At 29.8% G+C, this 21,190-nt stretch carries 18 protein-coding genes; 12 read left to right on the forward strand and 6 right to left on the reverse strand.

The genetic code is table 11. The annotated features are described in order from the left end of the window. Positions 1 to 113: 113 nt before the first annotated feature. Positions 114 to 1,709: a chloride channel protein gene (locus B5X49_RS00685; protein WP_045749291.1), complete on the forward strand. Its 1,596-nt coding sequence runs from the start codon at positions 114 to 116 to the stop codon at positions 1,707 to 1,709. A gap of 118 nt (positions 1,710 to 1,827) precedes the next feature. On the opposite strand, the gene B5X49_RS00690 is transcribed toward B5X49_RS00685, so the two are convergent. Both B5X49_RS00690 and B5X49_RS00695 read right to left on the reverse strand, forming a co-directional pair. Continuing rightward, positions 1,828 to 2,757 (reverse strand): hypothetical protein, encoded by a 930-nt coding sequence (locus B5X49_RS00690; RefSeq protein ID WP_045749292.1) that lies wholly within the window; start codon positions 2,755 to 2,757, stop codon positions 1,828 to 1,830. Positions 2,758 to 3,011: 254 nt separating this feature from the next. Next, positions 3,012 to 4,415, reverse strand: a complete 1,404-nt coding sequence (locus B5X49_RS00695) for a S8 family peptidase (RefSeq protein WP_159444469.1) — start codon at positions 4,413 to 4,415, stop codon at positions 3,012 to 3,014. A gap of 475 nt (positions 4,416 to 4,890) precedes the next feature. Between B5X49_RS00695 and B5X49_RS00700 the strand changes: the two genes are divergently transcribed. The 6 genes from B5X49_RS00700 (at position 4,891) to B5X49_RS00725 (ending at position 11,204) form a co-directional block, all read left to right on the forward strand. Continuing rightward, positions 4,891 to 5,235: an iron chaperone gene (locus B5X49_RS00700; RefSeq protein WP_045749294.1), complete on the forward strand. Its 345-nt coding sequence runs from the start codon at positions 4,891 to 4,893 to the stop codon at positions 5,233 to 5,235. Positions 5,236 to 5,326: 91 nt separating this feature from the next. After that, positions 5,327 to 6,583, forward strand: coding sequence for a sensor domain-containing diguanylate cyclase (locus B5X49_RS00705; protein WP_045749295.1), 1,257 nt, complete (start codon positions 5,327 to 5,329; stop codon positions 6,581 to 6,583). A 21-nt stretch (positions 6,584 to 6,604) separates the two neighbouring features. Next, entirely contained in the window at positions 6,605 to 8,530 is a 1,926-nt protein-coding gene (locus B5X49_RS00710; protein ID WP_052669997.1) for an HD domain-containing phosphohydrolase, read from the forward strand. Between the two features lie 76 nt (positions 8,531 to 8,606). After that, entirely contained in the window at positions 8,607 to 9,326 is a 720-nt protein-coding gene (locus tag B5X49_RS00715; protein WP_045749296.1) for an HAD family hydrolase, read from the forward strand. 78 nt (positions 9,327 to 9,404) lie between these two features. After that, positions 9,405 to 10,367, forward strand: a complete 963-nt coding sequence (locus B5X49_RS00720) for an alpha/beta hydrolase (RefSeq protein ID WP_045749297.1) — start codon at positions 9,405 to 9,407, stop codon at positions 10,365 to 10,367. Continuing rightward, positions 10,368 to 11,204 (forward strand): RluA family pseudouridine synthase, encoded by an 837-nt coding sequence (locus B5X49_RS00725; protein WP_045749298.1) that lies wholly within the window; start codon positions 10,368 to 10,370, stop codon positions 11,202 to 11,204. It begins immediately after the preceding gene. Between the two features lie 15 nt (positions 11,205 to 11,219). On the opposite strand, the gene B5X49_RS00730 is transcribed toward B5X49_RS00725, so the two are convergent. Further along, positions 11,220 to 12,029 (reverse strand): pseudouridine synthase, encoded by an 810-nt coding sequence (locus B5X49_RS00730; protein WP_246777875.1) that lies wholly within the window; start codon positions 12,027 to 12,029, stop codon positions 11,220 to 11,222. A 151-nt stretch (positions 12,030 to 12,180) separates the two neighbouring features. Between B5X49_RS00730 and B5X49_RS00735 the strand changes: the two genes are divergently transcribed. From B5X49_RS00735 to msrB, 4 genes are all read left to right on the forward strand, one after another. Beyond that, complete coding sequence (locus tag B5X49_RS00735) at positions 12,181 to 12,729, forward strand: acetate uptake transporter (RefSeq protein ID WP_045749299.1); 549 nt, start codon at positions 12,181 to 12,183, stop codon at positions 12,727 to 12,729. A 92-nt stretch (positions 12,730 to 12,821) separates the two neighbouring features. Continuing rightward, on the forward strand, positions 12,822 to 13,460 hold the full coding sequence (locus B5X49_RS00740; RefSeq protein WP_052670000.1) for a formate/nitrite transporter family protein: 639 nt from the start codon (positions 12,822 to 12,824) through the stop codon (positions 13,458 to 13,460). Between the two features lie 48 nt (positions 13,461 to 13,508). After that, on the forward strand, positions 13,509 to 14,330 hold the full coding sequence (locus B5X49_RS00745) for an oxidoreductase (protein WP_045749300.1): 822 nt from the start codon (positions 13,509 to 13,511) through the stop codon (positions 14,328 to 14,330). A 5-nt stretch (positions 14,331 to 14,335) separates the two neighbouring features. Then, the gene (msrB, locus tag B5X49_RS00750) at positions 14,336 to 14,776 is read left to right on the forward strand and encodes a peptide-methionine (R)-S-oxide reductase MsrB (RefSeq protein WP_045749301.1); all 441 of its coding nucleotides are present in this window, start codon (positions 14,336 to 14,338) and stop codon (positions 14,774 to 14,776) included. 6 nt (positions 14,777 to 14,782) lie between these two features. On the opposite strand, the gene malQ is transcribed toward msrB, so the two are convergent. Then, positions 14,783 to 16,252 (reverse strand): 4-alpha-glucanotransferase, encoded by a 1,470-nt coding sequence (gene malQ, locus B5X49_RS00755; RefSeq protein WP_045749302.1) that lies wholly within the window; start codon positions 16,250 to 16,252, stop codon positions 14,783 to 14,785. After that, a complete protein-coding gene (locus tag B5X49_RS00760) occupies positions 16,249 to 17,937 on the reverse strand; it encodes an alpha-glucosidase (protein WP_045749303.1) in 1,689 nt (562 codons plus the stop codon). Before B5X49_RS00760 ends, malQ begins: the two co-directional genes overlap by 4 nt. A 122-nt stretch (positions 17,938 to 18,059) precedes the next feature. On the opposite strand from B5X49_RS00760, the gene B5X49_RS00765 reads away from it, so the two are divergent. Beyond that, positions 18,060 to 19,856: a glycoside hydrolase family 13 protein gene (locus B5X49_RS00765; protein ID WP_045749304.1), complete on the forward strand. Its 1,797-nt coding sequence runs from the start codon at positions 18,060 to 18,062 to the stop codon at positions 19,854 to 19,856. A gap of 47 nt (positions 19,857 to 19,903) precedes the next feature. Here B5X49_RS00765 and B5X49_RS00770 read toward each other — a convergent pair whose 3' ends face one another. Beyond that, on the reverse strand, positions 19,904 to 21,187 hold the full coding sequence (locus B5X49_RS00770) for an alpha-amylase family glycosyl hydrolase (RefSeq protein ID WP_045749305.1): 1,284 nt from the start codon (positions 21,185 to 21,187) through the stop codon (positions 19,904 to 19,906). Between the last annotated feature and the right edge of the window lie 3 nt (positions 21,188 to 21,190).

The following is a 21,190-nucleotide window of genomic DNA, read 5'->3' on the forward strand; positions in this document are numbered from 1 at the left end:
ATAAATATTAATCTATTAATTACTGTAACTAATCATGAAAATTTTCTGTAAAAAAATACTATACTTTTATGAAAATGAGAGTATAATATTTTTTTGGAAAGAGGCAGTAAATCATGAGAAAAGAAAAAACATCACTCAACCATATGTTGGTAATCGTATTATTATATTCAGGTCTTACAGGTATTATTACAGGTTTATTTCTATATTTATTTCGCTACTTAAGTAGTTTATTATTAGAACTTACTTATACAATATACACATCTGTTCAGTTAAATCTATGGAGTTTACCAATTTTTATTATCGGGTTAATTATTTTAGCATATTTAGTATCTTTATTAATCAAATGGGAACCTCATGCAGGTGGAGGAGCAATCTCAAGAGCAGCAGGTTTTGTTAGAGGTATTCTTTTATTTAATTGGTTAAGAACTTTGATTTCAACATTCATTTCAGCTCAATTAGTATTCTTTGCTGGATTACCATTTGGTATTGAAGGTCCTTCCGTAATTATGGGAACTGCAATTTCAGGTGGAGTTAATGATCTTGGAAAAGCACATCCAGCACATAAAAAATATTTACTTACAGCTGGTGCATCTGCAGGGTTTTCAATCGCAACAGGATCGATTTTTGCAGGTACAATCTTTACATTAGAAGAAATGCATAAGAAATTTTCATTTATGCTTTTATCGGTTGCAATGAGTGGAGCTGTTTTTGCATCTGTGACTATGAGAATACTTGATTATATATTAGGCAATCATACTGCATTTTTTTCATTGACTAATGAATTTAAAAATATTCCTTTTGAATTTATTTGGTTAGCACCTTTGTTAGGTATAGGTGCCGGTTTATTAGCTGTAGGGTTTAATTTTCTCATTGAATTCTTTGGAGATTTGAGTACATATAAGTTTAAAAAAGTTCCGCTTTCTGTAAAACTTATTCTTAATTTCTTGCTTGTAGGTTTTATTGGTTTATTTGTAATAGAAACCATTGGTAATGGTCACCACAGTATTATTGAACCATTATTTGATAAACAGTTTAGTCTAGGTATGATTGCGTTATTATTTGTTTTAAAAATAATCACAATTGTTGTATCTTCATCAAGTGGTACAACAGGAGGTTTATTTATTCCTGTATTGGTTATTGGTGCATTATATGCCGGATTATTTAATGAAATTGCCATTTTAATGGGTTTTAATAGTGAATATACAGCTGCTATTATATTAATCGGTATGTGTGTATTTTTTGGTACATCTATGCAAGCACCTATAACAACCATAGCATTTATCATCGAAGCTTCTCTACATCCAGAAACGATTATATTTATGATGGTCGCTATTTTAGCTGGTATATTGATTGGTGAAGCGTTTCATATGAAACCACTTAATGAAATAGCTTTAAAGAGATTTATGAAAATTCAAGATCAAAATAGAGTTTGGAATTTATATAACGTAAAAGCTACAATCCAAGAAAATGCCTTTGTCATTGGTAAAACAGTTAGAGACATTTTATGGCCAGCAAATACACTGATTAAAGAATTAATTCAAGAAAATCAACAAAATACTACAAATATTGCTGTACATGGTGGTGATCGTGTATTAACAAATCATGATCAAATTCTATTTCAAATTCAATCGTTTGATATTGATAGAACATTAAAAGAAATTCAAGATTTAATTGGAATTCAAGAACTTACAATTGAATTGATTAGGTAGATTCTAAATCATTGTGTTTTTAGTATAGTTTAGTAGACACGAATAGTAAGAATCCTACTTATGATAAAATATAATAAATTGCTCTTTTAATATTTGCTATTTAGAATTATTTATGAAGCTACCTAACAAAGTATTGATTATTTAGGATAAATACGGGTTCAAATGGTCTATCTTGCTTATCTAATATAAAAATTGAAATGGAGTGACCTAAAGTATCTAATCCCATACCAGGAGATCCCCATTGCATAAACATATTAAAATAGAGTTTATGATTACTAGAATCTATTGGCTGTAATTGATAGACATCTAACGGTAAATAATAACTTTCTGGTGATTCATAACTATCTGCAAAGTATACAACAACAATCTTATCTGTAAATGTATTACTATCAACAATATCTCTTAAGCTTATGAGATTATGGCGTTTTAAATACTCAAGTTCTTGAACATTTAATTCATTTATGAACAATATCTGATTAATATATGCTTCCCATTGAGTATAGTCTTCAAAAACATGTGCTCCAGTTAATTCATTATGAGAACCTTTAAGCCAGTATGAATAAAATTGGTAATAAGAGTTATCAATAATTATTTTATATTGAACATCATTGATATCTTTGGATTCTATTTCTATTCCAATTGTCCAAATATTATCATATACTGCTGGACTAAATCTATTAATGCCATTTGTTTGTTGAATGATGACATCATAGTCATGATGATTTCTTGTTACAACAACATCAAACTTATCTGCCTTTTCATCATATATAGTAACAAGAACAAGCGTATGCGTTTCGAAGAAGGCTTCATCATATGTTAGTGTATGTTCAATAAAATTGGTTTCATATGTGCTTTCTAAATAAGCATCATATGTATCAATAATTGTCAAACCTTGTAGGTTAATAAACTCATGGTGTATCACATCGTCATATATATTTGTATACACATTAAAGTATTTCACTTCATATGAAAATACATCTTGTTGAGGACCACAACCTGAAAGTATTGTTGTTAAAATGACTAATATAAAGAGTGTTATTTTTTTCATTATAGTGCCTTTTATACTAAAACATTAATTATAGTTAGAGTATAAGATCCTTTCTAATTTTTATAGTATTTTTAAGTATCAAACAAATCAACCAGTCACTAATATGTGATATACTTCAAATATATGGTAATTATTTATATAAATATCTTTAAGATAATAAATCTAGTAAAAGGACATTAATTCATCCGGTAGAATCATAAGTGTAAATGTATTATCAAATCTTCGAAACAATTGGAATTATACTGGTTCATCTTCTAATAAAAACTCCAAGCTAAACCAATCAAATCTGTGTTAACTCCTGAAAAATAAGTTGAATCAATTATAACAGTTATTTCACCATTATGATTTGTAACAGTCTTAACATATTCAAAATTATTTGTAGTTGAATTAGAGATTATGACATTCTCATCAATATTCACTCTTAAGTCATAATTCGATAATTTGTAGTTATTATTTTCGTATTTTTCAAGCCAAAAAGCTGCTATGTTAAAGTGAAGACTTTGATTTGTTGGATTATCAATATATAAATTGAATATATATTTTCCGTTCGTGAAATTATCCGAATTAAATGTGTGAGTATTTAACCTATTATTAATTAATTTTGAGATGTCTAACATACCAGAACCGGTTTTATTACCAACATTCATAGTGTATTGCTGATCAATGTTTGAAATGATATTTTGATTTGAAGTTGTCATCAATAGTGCATAGACTAACTCCGGAAACATTTTTAAAACTGGTCTACTTTCAATTAATTTAGCTATTGCACCAGTAACAATAGGTGTAGAAAAACTAGTTCCTTGAACAAAATCTATACCACTTGGAAAGTTTCTAAGATTAATCATACCAGGAGCAACAATATTAGGTTTATTGATCAAATTTGAATTATTAATATATGCTGAACCTATTCCATCATCGTTATTGTTATTCCATAATTCATCACCTGATGGTGTAGTGGCTCCTACAGTAAATACATTGGCATAAGCAGCAGGGTATTCAATCGGCACTAAGTGTTTATTTCCTGAACCTGCTATCATTATTTTTCTATTAAGATATCCAATATTTCTTAGTATGTCGATCTCAGTTGGACTTGAAAAACTCATATTTATGATATCGACGTTTATATTATCATTAATAAAACTAGAATTTTTATTAAGCCAGTTTAATGCTTGAGTAATATTATAAGGGTTTAATCCAGATTGTTTAAATGATGTTGAGTAGACAAGTGAATTTTTTGCAATTCCATTATGGCCTGATGAGATTCCAGCTACTGTTGTAGCATGAAAATTATAATTAGAAACCGTTAAATTAGGATCTTGAATAACATCACCAAAATTAAAGTTTTGGATAGAAGGATCAACTATCGAATATTCGTTGCCCCAAGCAGCCTCTAAAACTCCAATCTTTATACCAGTTCCGGAATATAGTAAGCTATCATTAACAGTTTGTTTAATATAATAAATATCGTATGGATCACTAGGAACTCCACCCCCTCCTGGATCCTCTATTTGAATTGGGGGTCTAGAATAAAGTGGCGATACAATTAATCGGTCTACTAAAGGATGTTTTGCTAGCAATTTATGTTCATAATCTAACTGATTAGAATTTTGTATAATTTTATCGCTAATTATTACCAATTGAGGTAATTCCGAACGCATCGAATTCTCTGTAAAGTTTAGATTTGATTTTCTCAATAATTCGAATTTCTTACTCTGTATAAAATCATAATATATTTTATTAAACCTATTTAAATGTTCATCAACAGTAATATCACTAATTTTACCATGTTTTTTTTCTAATTCTTGGATAGTTTTTACGGGGTCAAAATTATATGCTATTTCGAATGTTAATTGGGTACCTATCTGATCTATTTTTTCGATACTATTGCTACTATCACCACTTATTGGATTATACTCATTATCGTATATAAAGTATATATTATTTTCGATATCATATGATAGAATTATACATATTAGTAAAAATAATTGTATCATTATAGTTTTCTTCATTATACATAAACTCCTATTATAGATTAAATATCTCAACTTACTTTGTTTTATAGTAGTCATTATAACACATCAAAAAGGAATCTAGTTAATAAGTATATTGATATTTATTACTAGAGGTTGATCAATGAAAGAAATAACTTTTAAAATTAATGAGTATTTAAATTCATTACCTGAATATCATAAAGAGGTTATGGAAAAAACTAGAAAAATGATATCAAGTGACATTCCTGGTATCACTGAGGTATTTTCATATGGGGTTCCAGGATTTAAACATCATAAGAATTTCTTTTATTATGGCTCATTTAAGAATCATTTAGGAATTTATCCTCCACTTCATAATTTTCAAGATATTGAAAAATTAAAACCATATTTAGGTGATAAAGGTAACCTTAAGTTTAATTATAAAAATGAAATTCCTTATGAATTAATTCTTTGGGTAGCAAGACAACTTTATCAGCAATACAAGTAATTCAAAGTGAGGCTCTATGTGTTAGGACATACCTCACTTTCTTTATATGGTAAAATAAATACGTCAAAAGATTCAACATGGGAGAGATGTTATGAATCAAAAAATGATAGATGATACACTAGCATCCTTACTCATTGAAGCTGTTGGAGCGGCTACATGGTATTGGAATATTTCAACAAATGAAGTTAAAATAAATCAGCGATGGGCTGAATTTTTAGGCTATACATTAGAAGAACTTGACCCCATGACATTTGATAAGTGGAAATCATGTGTACATCCAGATGATTTATCCAAAGCTTTATTAGAACTCTCTGATATTCAAAATACTAAAAAAGAAGCTTTCAATTTTGAAATTAGACTCAGACATAAAAATGGTCACTATTTATGGGTTTCTGACCGAGGTAAAATCGTTTCATACGATTACTTTGGTAACCCATCTCTTGTTATAGGTCTATTTTTTGATATAGATGAAAAAAGACGAATCACTGAGGATTTAAGAAAAAGTGAATTAAATTTACGCCAAATTTTGGAAAACACAAAAGATATTATTTATAGAATTGATTTAGAAGGACGATTTACATTTTTATCTAAATCATGGGAAGAACATTTAGGGCATCCAATCAATGAGGTTTTAAATAAATCTTTTGAACCTTATATTCATCCGGATGATTTGAATAAAGTTAATGACTTTTTCGAACGTATTCAAAAATATTCAAATTATCAAGAAATCAAAGGATATAGAGTACGTGACAAAAATGGGGTTTACAAATATTTTGAGACAAATGGGCAACCAATTATCGAAAACAATCAAACCATAGGATACTCAGGAATTGCTAAAGATATATCCGAATTATTAGATAAAGAACGAAAAATTGAATATCTAATCTATCATGATAATTTAACAGATTTTAAAAATCGTCATTTCTTTGATCAAAAGATACATGAAATTAATCGAATCGAGAATTATCCATTATGCATCATTTCTTGTGATTTAAATGATTTAAAGAATGTCAATGACACATTAGGGCATCATAAAGGTGACCAGATGATTGTAAAAGCAGCTGAAATCATTCGAAGACATATGCCTAATAAAGAATATCTCATTCGTACAGGAGGAGATGAATTCTTGATTTTTCTTCCCAATACAGAAGAGGAAACAGCATATAATATACGTGAATCTATAAAAAAAGATATTGAGACTGTATCAACAAATGAATTCCCATTATCGATAGCTTACGGATATTACGTTAAGAAAACCTATACTGAAGATATAAGAGAAGATATCAAAATGTCTGATAAACTCATGTATCAAAATAAAAACAAATATAAAACGATTAAATCATCCTAAAATGAATAAGGTGGTTACCATATGTATATTTTAGAACATGTATTACCTGATTTTACAATTTACTATGAATACGTCATTATATTTACATCAATATTACTTATCTTAATTACAGCCTATGCAATCTATGAAATGATTAAAATTAAAGATATTAATAAAAAAATACGTTACTCTAATGATAAACTTAATAACATTTTACATGCAACCAAGTCTGGTCTTTTTGAATGGAACTATGAGAAAAATCAATTAACGATTAACCCTACTTTTTCGAGTATATTAAATATTGTATACGATGATCAGGAACGATTTGAATTCAATGATTGGTTAAAGTTAGTTGATTTGGAAGATCAATACAATTTTGAAAAAGAATTTAATGACTTGTCTAGTTTTAAAAAGGATTTTATTAGTCTAGATTTTAGAATTCAAAATAATGTAGGTAACCTCGTATGGATACACTGTTATGCAACGAGAATGGATCGATTAAAGCATTCTGAAAATCAAATTGTTGGAATCATATCAAATCAAACACATATCAAAGAATCTAAAAGAGATATGGAACATATCAACTATTTGTTAAATTACTTTGTTGAGAATAATTCAGCCGGTGTTGCTATATTTGACAAAGAGATGAACTATTTATATGTAAGTAATGTGTATAAAACCCAGTTCAATTTGACAGATGATATTATTGGAAAAAATCATTATAAGACATTTCCGGATATCCCACAAAAATTTAAAGATGCACACCAAAGAACTTTAAGAGGAGAAACTTTATCCGAATCTAGAGATACCTTTATTCGTTCAAACGGAGAAATCAACTATACGAACTGGCAAACCAAACCTTGGTATGATAAAAATGGATTGGTAGGCGGTATTATGGTTTATAGTGAACTCATCACTGATCAAGTTTTAAAAGAGATGAGATTAGAATATATCTCTAAATATGATAAACTTACAGGTGTTTTAAATCGAAGTTATTTCATCGAAACATTAGCAAAAATCGATATTGAAGATAACTTATCTATAGGATTAATTATTCTTGATTTAAATGGGCTAAAATTAATCAATGATGCACTAGGTTATGATAATGGGGACATTATTATTAAGATGGTTGCTGATGCTTTAAAGAAGCATACAGAACAGTTTGGTGAAGTATTTAAAACAGGTGGAGATGAGTTTACTTTTATAAAACTAAAATCTAATGAGAAAGAAATAAAATCTCTCATGAAAAAGATGCATGAGGTCATTGAATCCTTAGAATATAAACATATTAAATTATCCGCTGCAATAGGGTTTGCATTAAAAACAGAAAAAGAATCTAAGATTGAAGATATATTGAGACTTGCTGAAACTAATATGTTGTCAAGTAAAGCACTAGATTCAATGAGTTTAAGAAACCATGCAATAAAAGGAATTATTGAAACTCTAAATGATAAATATGAAATTGAAAAATCACATTCTGACCGTGTACAAAAACTATGTACACTGATGGGAAAAGCTCTAAATCTTAATAAGGAAGAAATGAACGAACTCAGTGCAGCATCTATATTACATGATATTGGAAAAATATCCATCCCAGATTCTATATTAATGAAACCTGGTAAGTTAACTGAAGAAGAGTATAACATCATGAAAACACATACTGAAAAAGGTTATCATATTTTAAAATCTGCTGAGGGGTTTGCTAATTTAGCAAAATATGCTTTGACTCACCATGAGAAATTTGATGGTTCGGGTTATCCAAATGGTTTAAAAGGAGAAGAAATACCTTATTTTTCAAGAATCATATGTATATGTGATGCGTATGAGGCGATGACTGCCGATAGACCTTACAGAAAAGCTCAAACCAAGGCATATGCTTTAGAACAACTTAAAATGTATAGAGCATCACAATTTGATCCTAATCTTGTAGATATATTTATTGAAAAAGTTATACCGCTTGATAAATGATTATAATCTACTAAATTAATGTATATTTGATATAATAGGCATGGCAACATGTCTATTATTTTTTTTGAGGTGCTTGATGAATTTATATGTCTTTGATTATGATGGTACATTTTATCGTACCAAGGAAGAATTAAGAAAAAATATACTTATGATGAAAAGAGTTATGGCAGAAGGTCATATATTTGTTATTGCAACAGGTAGAAGTTATGAAAGTTTTATCCATGAAATTGAGAATCATAATATTGAGTTTGATTATTTAATTTTAAGTAGTGGTGCTCAAATTTTATCTAAGGATTATAAAGTTATCCATCAAACGACGATGGATATTCAAGTGTTTAAGACAATAGAAATGAACTATATCAAGAATCAGTTTGATATCTTAGACCAAAGATATATCTCCCTTTTACATAATCAAAAAAATATTGATGGTATACACTCCTTACTTAAAGTGACATATAACGTCAAAAAAAGTCAGATGAATTCAATTCTAAAAGCTTCTATTCAAAGTTTTCATGACAGAGATATTAATATTTATCTTTTACCTTTACAAAACTATGACTTATTAGAGATGGTTTCCAGTCAAACGAATAAAGCAAAAGCCATTCAAAAACTTGTTGATTATATCGATAAACCTGTTCAAGTCATTGTTGCAGGTGACTCGGAAAATGATCTTGAGATGATTGAAACATTTGATGGTTATCTCATGGAGAATCATGATAAAACTTTAAAGATTTCAAAGAAGAAAATCGCTAAATCCATAGGATATATTTTAAATGAGACTCTAAATCTTTCCTAGTGTATAAATATCTTTTATTCTATATTGTCATCTAACTTTGATTTTTGCTGTATAATATGCCTAAAGATGAGGTGTCACATGAAGATTACGAAAGATATGATTCATCCTGAATTAAGATTATCTGCATCATTTATCAAATTCTTTATGCCCTCTTTTAAAGTTGGAACTTTAAAACTTGTCAAGCAAATGAGTCAGACCATTAAAGGTAAATGTTTTTCTAAAATATATTACGAAGAAAAATACATCAAGAGAAGTGATGGCAGTTTACTTCGTTTAGCAATTTATGCACCCTTAATAAGAAAACCTAATAAAGTAGGTTTATTATGGATGCATGGTGGTGGATACGGCTTGGGCATACCTGAAATGAATGAAAAACTATATAAGATGCTCATTGACGAGACAGACTGTGTGATTATTGCTCCAGATTATACCTTATCCATTGAAAAACCATATCCAGCAGCTATAGATGATTGTTATTTAGCACTCGAATGGATGAAAGCAAATGCCAATCTTTACATGATTAACCCAAATCAACTTATGATAGGCGGTGAATCTGCAGGTGGTGGATTAACTGCTGCATTATCGTTACTTGCAAGAGATAGAGGCGACATAGAGATTGCTTTTCAAATGCCTTTATATCCAATGTTAGATGACCGTATGGTTACAGAATCTGCTAAATTCAATAATGATCCTGTTTGGAATTCTAGTTCAAATTATCTAGCATGGAAACTTTATTTAGGAGAACTCTTTGAAACAGAAGATGTACCAATTTATGCAGCACCTGCAAGAGCTCTACATTATAAAAACTTACCACCTACACTTACATATGTAGGCAGTATCGAAGCATTTAGAGATGAAACAATTTCTTATGTTGAGAAATTAAGACTTGCTGGAGTTCATGTTGAATTTCAAATTTTTGATGGTGGATATCATGCTTTTGATATATTATCCGGTCGAACATCCATTGGTATTAAAGCATTAGAGTTTTTACTTACCAATTTTAAATATGCAACACAACATTATTTTAAGGAAAACAAATAAATGAAACCCTATATACAACTAGAAATAGATGAAACTTTCGTCGGTAAACCATTAAGAGAATTCTTACTTTCATTAGGTGTTGGCAAGAAAGTAATTTATGAAAAAAGTGTTGAAAAGAAGTTAAGAATCGATGATATTTTAGTCTATTCAGAATATAGAATAAGCAAACCATCTCTACTAAAAATTGAGCTCGATACATACCAAATGAGTTATTTAAGTGATGATACAATAACAATCGCTTATGAAGATGATGATTTTATAATCGTTGATAAACCAACAAATTTATTAGTACATAGTGATGGTGTGAATACAGATTCTCTTTCATATAGAGTTAATAGCTATTTCCAAAGAAAAGGCTATTTTATTGAGGTTTTACCAGCACACCGAATTGATAAAGAAACATCGGGTTTAGTTATTTTTTCTAAACATTTTCTATCACTTTCATATGTTTCTAGTTTATTTGAATTCAATAAAGTCAAAAAAGTATATGAATGTATTGTCGAAGGTCAAATTAAAAAACGTCAAGATACCATAGAAATACCGCTTGATTTTAATAAAGAACTCCAACGTATGTCATATAGTAAACGCGGCAAAGAAGCTTATACTGAATATAAATTAATGGAAACCGGCTTGGAAATGTCAAGATTAGAGGTTATGATTAAAACAGGAAGAACACATCAAATAAGGGCACACATGCTAGCCATTGGACATCCTGTTATGGGTGATATAATCTATGGAAAACCTTCGAATAGACTATATCTTCACTGTAAGGAATTAACATTTGATTCATTTAGAAATCATTTGAGAATAGAATCTAAATCTGCTGCTCCATTTTAAAAAAAGACATAAAATTTATGTCTTTTTTGTTATGGCTTGATTTAATTGGATGAGTTCATCCTTTGTTAAGTATCTCCAGTAACCATCTTGAAGATCATTTAAATATATATGCATAATACGAATACGCTTCAGTTCAACAACATGAAAACCTAAATTTTCTGTCATTCTTCTAATTTGACGATTTAAACCTTGACGTAAGATGATACTAAAACTTCGATGATCTATTTTTTTAAGTTTAGTTGGTAAAGTACGTTGATTTTGGTGTGTTACTGGATTATAAATAATAACACCTTTTTCCATCGCATCTAAGAATTCATCTGTAATATCTTTATCAACTTCAACAATATATTCTTTATCATGTCCATTTTCAACTCTTAGTATTTTATTAACAATATCACCATCATTGGTTAGTAATATTAAACCACTTGAGTCCTTATCGAGTCTACCAACAGGAAAGATCATTTCAGGATAATCCATAAAATCAATTATATTGGATCGAATAGCTTTATCTGTGGTTGTTACGATACCCTTAGGTTTGTTTAAAGCAATATATATTGGATCTGGTTTGTTAGCAATCACTTTACCATCAACTTTGACGATATCAGAAGAACTTATCTTAGTTCCAACCTTTGCTAACTCATCATTGACTGTTACACGACCAACAGAAATCATTTCATCTGATTTTCTTCTGGAAGTTAAGCCTTGATCAGATAAAAACTTATTCAATCGGATTTGTTCTTTCAGATCGTGCTTAATTACAATCTCCTCAGTTTTTGAAATTGTTTTAAGTTGTTTTGCTTTTAACATAATAGCCTCTACTTTCATACATATACATTGTATCAAAAACAGTTAATTTACACAATTTATTTAAGTTGATGATTTCCTATTTAATTGTCATAAAATGTATCAAAATACTTTACTTCAATACACATTTTAGATATCATAGAAGAAGTGTCTAAAAAAGGAGATTATACATATGAAAAATAAAATAAATCCAGGTCCATTAGGGTTACTTGGTTTCGGTATGACAACCATACTATTAAACTTACACAATGCAGGATTCATTCCACTATCTTTAGTCATTGTAGGTATGGGTATTGCATTAGGTGGATTCGTACAAATTATTGCAGGTATTTTAGAATTTAGAGAAGGAAATACATTCGCAGGTACTGCATTTACAGCTTACGGATTCTTCTGGTTATCACTTGTTATGATTTGGTTGATGAAAACAGATTATCCAGAATTAGCAGCTGATTTAACATCCATGGGTTTCTACTTACTTATTTGGGGTATATTTACTGTATTTATGTTCATTGGAACATATACACACAATACAATTTCTAAATTAGTATTTGGATCACTTGCATTATTATTTATCTTACTTGCAATAGGTGATTTTACTCAAATGATATTGATTACTCGAATTGCAGGATTTGTTGGTATACTTTCAGGTTCATTTGCATTCTATAGTGCAGTTGGACAAATTGTAAACCAAGAACTTGGAAGAAAAATTTTCCCATTATAAACCAAGATTTAATCTTGGTTTTTTTATTTTTATAACTTCACTTTTAAAATATAGGTATAAGTATTATAATAAGTAATGAGGTGTTTTTCTATATGATTATGAATAGAATTAGATTTATTTTAAGCGCTATGATGGCGGGAGTTTTGATTGCATTAGCAGGAACGATTTACTTATCGGTTAAATCCGAAAATGCCGTTTTAGGGGCATTTTTATTCGGATTTGGGCTATTGACTGTGGTTTCATTAGATTATAAACTATATACGGGTAGAATTGGTTATATTATTGACCAACCTAAAAGTTATATTATAGATATTCTATGGATTATTTTAGGTAATGTATTAGGATCACTACTTATCGCTTCCATTGTCCATTTAGGTCAAATTGAAGTTGTTATCAACGGTGCAATTGATTTAGTAGATTATAAATTAGCTAAGGATTTTTGGACCATGTTTGCTCAATCCATTCTATGTGGTATGATGATGTACTTAGGTGTCGATGGTTTTAAACGTGCACCCAATGATGTTTCCAAAGTAGTTATTAACATATTTGCTGTTGTTATATTTATATTGGCAGGTTTTGAACACTCTATTGCGAATATCTACTATTTCTTTCTTGCAAATATTTGGAGTTTCCATACTGTATTATGGTTTGTACTCATGCTAATCGGTAATGGAATTGGATCTGTATTACTTAATCTAATAGAAAAAGTTGGTAAACTTAAAAAAGTCTAATCAAATAGACTTTTTTTATTTTTGATACAATAGAATTAGGTGATCAATATGAAAGATAAAAAAGTAGTTATTATTACAGGTGCAAGCTCAGGGATTGGAAAATCAACGGCACTTTACTTAAATGAAAAAGGATACACAGTATACGCACTTGCAAGAAGAAAAGAAAAGCTAGAAGAACTTCTACCTTTTGGTATAAAAATTATTCCATGTGATGTTACGAAACTAGAGAGTTCTAAACAGGCAATAGATGAAATATATCATAAAGAGGGTAGAATTGATGTCTTATTTAATAATGCTGGATTTGGTCTATATGGACCTATTGAACTCGTTAAATTAAGTGATGCTAGATACCAATTTGAAGTTAATTTATTTGGACTTGTCCAAATGACGAATTTAGTTGTACCTATCATGAGAAATCAAGGACATGGTAGAATCATTAATACATCAAGTATTGGTGGAAAAGTTGCATCACTATTAGGCGGTTGGTACCATGCATCCAAATTTGCATTAGAAGGACTTTCAGATTCATTAAGAATTGAGCTTAAACAATTTGGTATAAAAGTAATATTAATAGAACCAGGTTTGATTCAAACAGAATTTATGGGTGTAACCTTTGATTTGGCTCAACAATTAGAAACCGATTCACCTTATCAATCATTATTTGAAAAAGTTAAGCGTGATGCAAAAAGAGATTACTTTGATAAAAAGGTTGGGTCTGACCCTATTGTTGTAGCTAAAAAAGTATATAAAGCAATTCAAAGTAAACATCCTAAAACAAGGTATAGCATGGGTAGATTAAGTAAAATTGCTTTAATATCTAAAAAGATACTACCAGACAAAGTCATGGACTATATTTTACTAAAGAGGTAATTAAAATGAAAGATTTATCAAAATTAACACCGCTACAAAGAAAAGTAACTCAAGAAAAAGGTACCGAACCTCCATTTAATAATGCTTACTGGGATGTTTTTGATGAGGGCATTTATGTAGATATTGTTGATGGAACACCACTTTTTAGTTCTTTAGATAAGTTTGATGCAGAATGTGGATGGCCATCATTTTCGAAACCATTAAAAGAAGATGAAATTGTTGAGAAGATGGACTTAAGTTTTATGATGATTCGTACAGAAGTTAAGTCTAAACAAGCCAATTCACATTTAGGACACGTATTTAATGATGGACCTAAAGCACTAGGTGGATTAAGATATTGTATTAATTCTGCATCTTTAAGATTTATACCCAAAGCAGATTTAGAAAAAGAAGGGTACAAGGAATATCTGAAATTATTTGATACATCAACAAAAAAAGGCGTTTAAGCCTTTTTATTTTGCATCTCTACCATAAAGATGTGTAAAACGTTTAATTTTCATTTTAGTCATACGATCAATTTCTGTAGGTTTTAAACGCCAAACCCAATTACCACCTAAAGTTGATGGAATATTAAATCTTGCTTCACTACCTAAATTTAAATAATCTTGCATTGGAATAATTGCATCATTAGCAATACTTGCGAGTGTTGCTTTAATTAAAGAGTCTGTTTTAGATCCTTTTTGATGATTAATATAATCTAAGCAATACTTTAAGTCTCTCGGTGGAAGTTTTTTAAACCATTGTTCAGTGGTTTCATTGTCATGAGTTCCAGTATATGCGATGACATTTTTAGTATATAAATGCGGAATATAATCGGATTCCTCTCTAGAATCAAATGCAAACTGTAATAGTTTCATTCCTGGGAAACCAGTGTATTGAAGCAGTGCTCTAACTTCATCTGTGATTGCACCTAAGTCTTCCGCGATGATGCGTTTATCACCTAATTGCCATTTGATAGCATCAAATAATTTTTGACCAGGACCCTTATACCAAACACCATTTCTTGCTGTTTTATCACCAAAAGGTATACCAAAATAGTTTACAAATCCAATAAAGTGATCAATTCTTAGTAAATCAAACATATAAGTATTGGAACGAACTCGATCAATCCACCATGAATAATAATCTTTTTCTAATACGTCCCAACGATATAATGGATTTCCCCATAATTGTCCATCTTGACTAAAATTATCTGGTGGAACACCTGCTACTAATGTTGGCATTTTATTTTCATCAAGTTGGAAATACTGAGGTTTTGTCCAAACATCTGATGAATCATATGAAACATATATTGGCATATCACCAATAAATTCAATACCTTTTTGATTTGCATAAGTTTTTAGTCTATACCATTGTTGATATGCTTTAAACTGTAAGAAGTAATGAAACTCAATTTCGTTTTGATGTGTTACATAAGCTTTTTCAATCGCCTCTTTTTCTCTTAGACGATATGCTTCTGACCAATACATCCAACTTTTACCATCATGACTCGCTTTAAGTGCCATAAATAAAGCATAGTCAGGTAGCCAGTAGGATTCATTTCTTAAAAACTCTATATAATTAGAATCCGTTTTATCAAAACGATTATATGCACTTCTTAATACGATAAATCGTTCATGATAAAGTCTTTCAAAATCAACATGAGTCTCAGATGATGTTGAATCCAAGATTTCTGATTTTTTTAGTAATTTTTCTTGTACTAAAATATCTAAATCAATGAAGTATGGATTCATTGCAAACGCACTAAACGTTTGATATGGTGAATCACCATAAGATGTTGGTCCTAAAGGTAATATTTGCCAGTAGGATTGATGGGTTGATTGTAAAAAATCAACGAATTTATATGCTTCTTTACCAAAAGTTCCAATACCATATTTGGATGGAAGTGATGATATATGTAGTAATATGCCTGCTTTTCTCATAAAGACTCCTCGACCTCATAAACGATTGCCTCATAAGGTCTTAATGTTATTTTATTGTTTACTAAGATTACATCTTTGTAATTACTGAGTACTAATTTTTTGAACTTTAAATTATTTGTATCAAATGTCTCATTATCTTTTGAAAAAGATCCTATAATAACTAATTTTTGTGGTCCTTTTCTAATATATGAGAAAATGGTTGGATGATCTTGAAGAATCATTTGATAATCACCATATAAAATAGTTTCTTTATAATTTGAAAATCTTCTTAAAGATATTAATTTTTGATAATGTGCAAAAATAGAATTTGGATCACTTAATTGTTTTGAAACATTGATCTCGATAAAGTTTGGATTCACATGGAACCAAGGTTTATTTTGAGAGAATCCAGCATTTTTCTGACTAGACCATTGCATAATGGTTCTTGGATGATCTCTAGTAGTCATGAGTGATTTTTTAAGTATCATCTCTTTGTCATTTGGACGGTCCTTGATTTGATTGTGATAACTATTAATGGTAGAAACATCATTGATTTCATCCATTGATTTAAATGGATAATTGGTCATACCAATTTCTTCACCTTGATATATAAATGGTGTACCTCTTGACATGTACATGATTGTTGCAAGCATTTTTGCAGATTCACTATGATAATCCATAGAACCATAATGAGATACCACTCTAGGTTGATCATGATTTAACCAATTTAATGGTAACCAACCAATCGTTTTAAAGGTTTCTTGCCATTTTGATAGTACTTTTTTTAATCCAATGACATCCACTTTAAGATCTTTTAAATCGGTTATGTCGAATACATTATTTTTCCAGTTATGATCAAAGTTAAATACCATAGACATTTCATTACTTGTAAAACTTGAATATTTAATAGCCTCATCAATCGATGCTTCACCACCAACTTCACCAATAGTAAATGCACCATATGGTTTAAACAACTTTTCATTGAGTTCTTTTAAATATGTATGATTGCCTTCTAGATTTGAAAACTTAAACCAATCTAAAACAATATCTTTTGAAAATGCAGAATCGATAAATGGTGCACGTTCTAGATGTGAAACAGCATCCATTCTAAAACCATCCACACCTAATTCAAGCCAAAATTTTCCTACATTAATCATGGAATCCATAACTTTTGGGTTTTTCCAGTTTAAGTCAGGCATCTTATCAGAAAATATTTTCATGTAGTATTGATTTGTAGCCTCATCGTATTTCCAGGCAGAACCACCAAAGAATGAGCCCCAGTTTGTAGGTTCTAATCTTTTCCCATTCACATATTTTGGATCTTGCCATATGTAATAATCTCTAAACGGATTATTTCTTGATTTTCTGGATTCTACAAACCATGGATGTTCATCAGATGTATGATTCAGTACAAAATCTAGAATTACTTTAATTCCTAATGATTTAGCTTTTTCTATCAATCGTTCAAAATCATCTATAGTCCCATACATATTAGAGACTTTGTAATAATCTCTAACATCATAACCATTATCGTCCATTGGAGAATCATAAAAAGGAGTAATCCATATTAAGTTAACACCTAACAAATGGAGATAATCTAGTTTTTCTGTAATACCATTGATATCTCCAATACCATCGTTATTAGAGTCAAAAAAACTCTTAATATAGATTTGATATCCTACGGATTCCATCCACCAATGTTTCATTTTATTACACTTCCTTTACACAATATATTGTATCAAAATTAATGATGATGATAAAGATGATAGCGGTTACATATTAAACATAAAACTTCTAAATGATATAATTAATTAGGAGTTGATTTTATATGAATAAACATGCACTATTTCACGAAGCTAAATCACAATATAGCTATCAATATAACGAACAAAAATTACATATTTTATTTAGAACAAAGCACCAAGATGCCGTAAAAGTTTCATTATCCTATGGCGATCCTTTTGACTGGAAATATGAAAATAAGAAAGCTCATTGGAATTCAAACTATGTCGAGATGACAAAACGATATGAAACCGAAATGTTTGATTATTACTTTATTGAGGTTGAACCTAAGGATTATCGATGTAAGTATGCATTCTTAATTGAAACAGAGGATGCAGTTTACTTTTATGGCTCAAAAAGATTAGAAAAACTTAAATCCGTACCGACCAATGACTTTAGTGAAGGTAGTTTTTATGATTTATCTAATTATTTTAACTATCCTTACTTAAACAAAGAAGATCTTCCAAATACTCCAACATGGGTAAAAGATACTGTTTGGTACCAAATATTTATGGATAGATTCCATAAATCAGGTGGTCAATCACAATTACCTTGGGGAAAACTTCCAGTGAATAACCATGAGTTTTATGGTGGAAACATACAAGGTGTAATCGATAAATTACCTTACTTAAAGGATTTGGGTATTACAGGCATTTATTTCACACCTATATTTGAATCTCGTTCCGCACATAAATATGACACCATTAATTATTTTAAAATAGACCCTCAATTTGGTACAAATGAAGCGTTTGGTGAACTTGTGAAAAAAGCACATCAAATGGGAATTAAAGTGGTCCTTGATGCTGTTTTAAATCATTGTGGATGGGGTCATCCATTCTTTCAAGATGTAGTTAAGCATGGTAGAAATTCAGTATATGCTGATTGTTTCTTCTTAGAACAAGACCCTATTATCAATTTTGAGTTAGATGAATCAGGATTACCCAAATATAAAAATGATTTAAGACCTAACTTTAGAACATTCGCATATACACCTCATATGCCTAAATGGAATACAGCAAATCCGATTGCTAGAAAACACTTACTAGATAGTATTAAGTATTGGATTGAAGTATATGACATTGATGGTTGGAGATTAGATGTTTCAAATGAAGTCGCTCATGAGTTCTTAAGAGAAGTCAGAAAAGTTGCAAAGGAAGCTAAGAAAGACACATTCATTTTTGGTGAGAATTGGGATTCATCAATTCCTTGGTTAAGAGGAGATCAAATGGATGCTGTCATGAACTATGATTTATCGATTCCTATGTGGCAGTATTTTGAAAATAAAATATCAATTTCAGAGTTTAAAAATGAAATCATTAACTATACAGCAATGACACCTAAAAACGTTATGGAAAACATGTTTAATCAGTTAGATACACATGATACTGTTCGCATGTTAAGAAGATTAAATGATAATGATTTACGCTTAAAGATTGCATATCTATTCATGTTTGCTAGTGCGGGTGCACCGAACATCTATTATGGTAGCGAAGTTGGATTAACAGGAGATCATGACCCTGATAATCGAAGATGTTTTGACTGGAATGAAAGTAATTGGAATAAAAGTCTTTACGAATTTGTTAAAAAACTAATTCATCTAAGAAGTCTATATCCTCAGTTTAAATCATATGATTATCATTTTATAGATTCTGAAAGTATCTCATTCATTAAATATACAGATTCTAAACCCTTATTATTCTTAATTAATGATAGTCATAAAGTTTTGACACACAAAATTGATGAGAAGTATTTTGGAGTTTATAAAGATCTACTCAGTGGAGAAGACATCACACTAAACCATGATTTTGTATTAAAACCATACGATATAAAAATATTAATCTAAAAGTAATAACCCTAATGAAGTATAAAATCATTAGGGTTTTGTTTTACTTATTTCAACTCAATGTGTAGAATAATTGGTTCATGACCCAATTTAATGTATGAGTCTTTAACTTCATATTGATTACTACTCAATAAATTTTGGTATAAACCATTTGGTAAATCAATTTTACATCCATCTAGGGATTCTAAATTAAATATACCTAATAACTGATCACTTGAATCCTTATATTCTATAATAGCAATCTGATTTGTTTCTATATAATTATAGACGCCACTTTTCATCAATCGGTGTTTCTTAATACGTGTGAGTTTTTGAATCAGTGGTTCTATGGAAGATGAAGGATTCCAAGGTATAGGGTCTATTTCGAATAAATCAGGACGATTCATGACTTGATGTTCTTGACCTGCATAAATCATCGGTGTACCCTTTAGGAAAAATTGAAATGCAGTCATCATTTTTAATTTTTCTGGATGATTTACTTTTTTAGCAATACGTTCTTGATCATGATTTTCAAAGGATCTAAGTTTAACATAGTTTTTAGGATAGACAACCTCTTGACGCCATAACTCATATAGATATCTGGATAAGTCATTTTTTCCATTTAAATATCCATCCATGAAACTAAAAATATCATAGTCATAAGCAATATCAAATGCATCATACATCATTGAATCTGTAGATGCATCATATCCAATATCACGTAAATATTTAATAAATCCATATTCAACAGATTCAGTTAACCAAATCAAGTCTGGTCTTAATAAGTCCAGCTCTTTTCGAGCTTGAATCCAAAAATCAATAGGTAGAAGAGGTGCAACATCACATCTAAAGCCATCCACATACTGAGCCCAGTATTTTAGGACATCCACTAAATATGTCCAGATTTCTTTCTTAGACATATCCAGATCGGTAATATCACTCCAATCACCAATACGATTGGCAAATGAACCATCTGGTTTTTTATAGAACCAATCCGGTTTTTCTTGTGTTAACACAGAGTCTCTTGAAGTGTGATTAAAAACGATATCCATCATGATTTTCATACCACGTTGGTGAGTTTCTTGACATAATAACTTAAAATCATCCAAAGTGCCATTTAAAGGATCAATTTCAAAATAATCATATATTGCATAAGGAGATCCCACACTACCTTTTCTATCTTTCTTCCCAATCGGATGAAAAGGTAGCAAATAAATGATGTCTACTCCGAGTTTTTTGATACGATCTAAATCACTAATAAGTCCTAAAAAATCATGAGTTTTTGAGTGTTGTCTTACAAAAACTTGATAAATCGTTTTATTTCTTAAATCTAGATTAGTTTGCTTAGCCATATA

The organism is Acholeplasma oculi (assembly GCF_900166985.1).
In the GTDB taxonomy this organism is placed as follows: domain Bacteria; phylum Bacillota_I; class Bacilli_A; order Acholeplasmatales; family Acholeplasmataceae; genus Acholeplasma; species Acholeplasma oculi.

What these genes read in the sequence shown, in the direction of transcription:
- B5X49_RS00685 (WP_045749291.1), top strand. Translation starts at nt 114, where the DNA reads ATGAGAAAAGAAAAAACATCACTCAACCATATGTTGGTAATCGTATTA.
- B5X49_RS00690 (WP_045749292.1), bottom strand. Translation starts at nt 2,757, where the DNA reads ATGAAAAAAATAACACTCTTTATATTAGTCATTTTAACAACAATACTT.
- B5X49_RS00695 (WP_159444469.1), bottom strand. Translation starts at nt 4,415, where the DNA reads ATGCGTTCGGAATTACCTCAATTGGTAATAATTAGCGATAAAATTATA.
- B5X49_RS00700 (WP_045749294.1), top strand. Translation starts at nt 4,891, where the DNA reads ATGAAAGAAATAACTTTTAAAATTAATGAGTATTTAAATTCATTACCT.
- B5X49_RS00705 (WP_045749295.1), top strand. Translation starts at nt 5,327, where the DNA reads ATGAATCAAAAAATGATAGATGATACACTAGCATCCTTACTCATTGAA.
- B5X49_RS00710 (WP_052669997.1), top strand. Translation starts at nt 6,605, where the DNA reads ATGTATATTTTAGAACATGTATTACCTGATTTTACAATTTACTATGAA.
- B5X49_RS00715 (WP_045749296.1), top strand. Translation starts at nt 8,607, where the DNA reads ATGAATTTATATGTCTTTGATTATGATGGTACATTTTATCGTACCAAG.
- B5X49_RS00720 (WP_045749297.1), top strand. Translation starts at nt 9,405, where the DNA reads ATGAAGATTACGAAAGATATGATTCATCCTGAATTAAGATTATCTGCA.
- B5X49_RS00725 (WP_045749298.1), top strand. Translation starts at nt 10,368, where the DNA reads ATGAAACCCTATATACAACTAGAAATAGATGAAACTTTCGTCGGTAAA.
- B5X49_RS00730 (WP_246777875.1), bottom strand. Translation starts at nt 12,029, where the DNA reads ATGAAAGTAGAGGCTATTATGTTAAAAGCAAAACAACTTAAAACAATT.
- B5X49_RS00735 (WP_045749299.1), top strand. Translation starts at nt 12,181, where the DNA reads ATGAAAAATAAAATAAATCCAGGTCCATTAGGGTTACTTGGTTTCGGT.
- B5X49_RS00740 (WP_052670000.1), top strand. Translation starts at nt 12,822, where the DNA reads ATGATTATGAATAGAATTAGATTTATTTTAAGCGCTATGATGGCGGGA.
- B5X49_RS00745 (WP_045749300.1), top strand. Translation starts at nt 13,509, where the DNA reads ATGAAAGATAAAAAAGTAGTTATTATTACAGGTGCAAGCTCAGGGATT.
- msrB (WP_045749301.1), top strand. Translation starts at nt 14,336, where the DNA reads ATGAAAGATTTATCAAAATTAACACCGCTACAAAGAAAAGTAACTCAA.
- malQ (WP_045749302.1), bottom strand. Translation starts at nt 16,252, where the DNA reads ATGAGAAAAGCAGGCATATTACTACATATATCATCACTTCCATCCAAA.
- B5X49_RS00760 (WP_045749303.1), bottom strand. Translation starts at nt 17,937, where the DNA reads ATGAAACATTGGTGGATGGAATCCGTAGGATATCAAATCTATATTAAG.
- B5X49_RS00765 (WP_045749304.1), top strand. Translation starts at nt 18,060, where the DNA reads ATGAATAAACATGCACTATTTCACGAAGCTAAATCACAATATAGCTAT.
- B5X49_RS00770 (WP_045749305.1), bottom strand. Translation starts at nt 21,187, where the DNA reads ATGGCTAAGCAAACTAATCTAGATTTAAGAAATAAAACGATTTATCAA.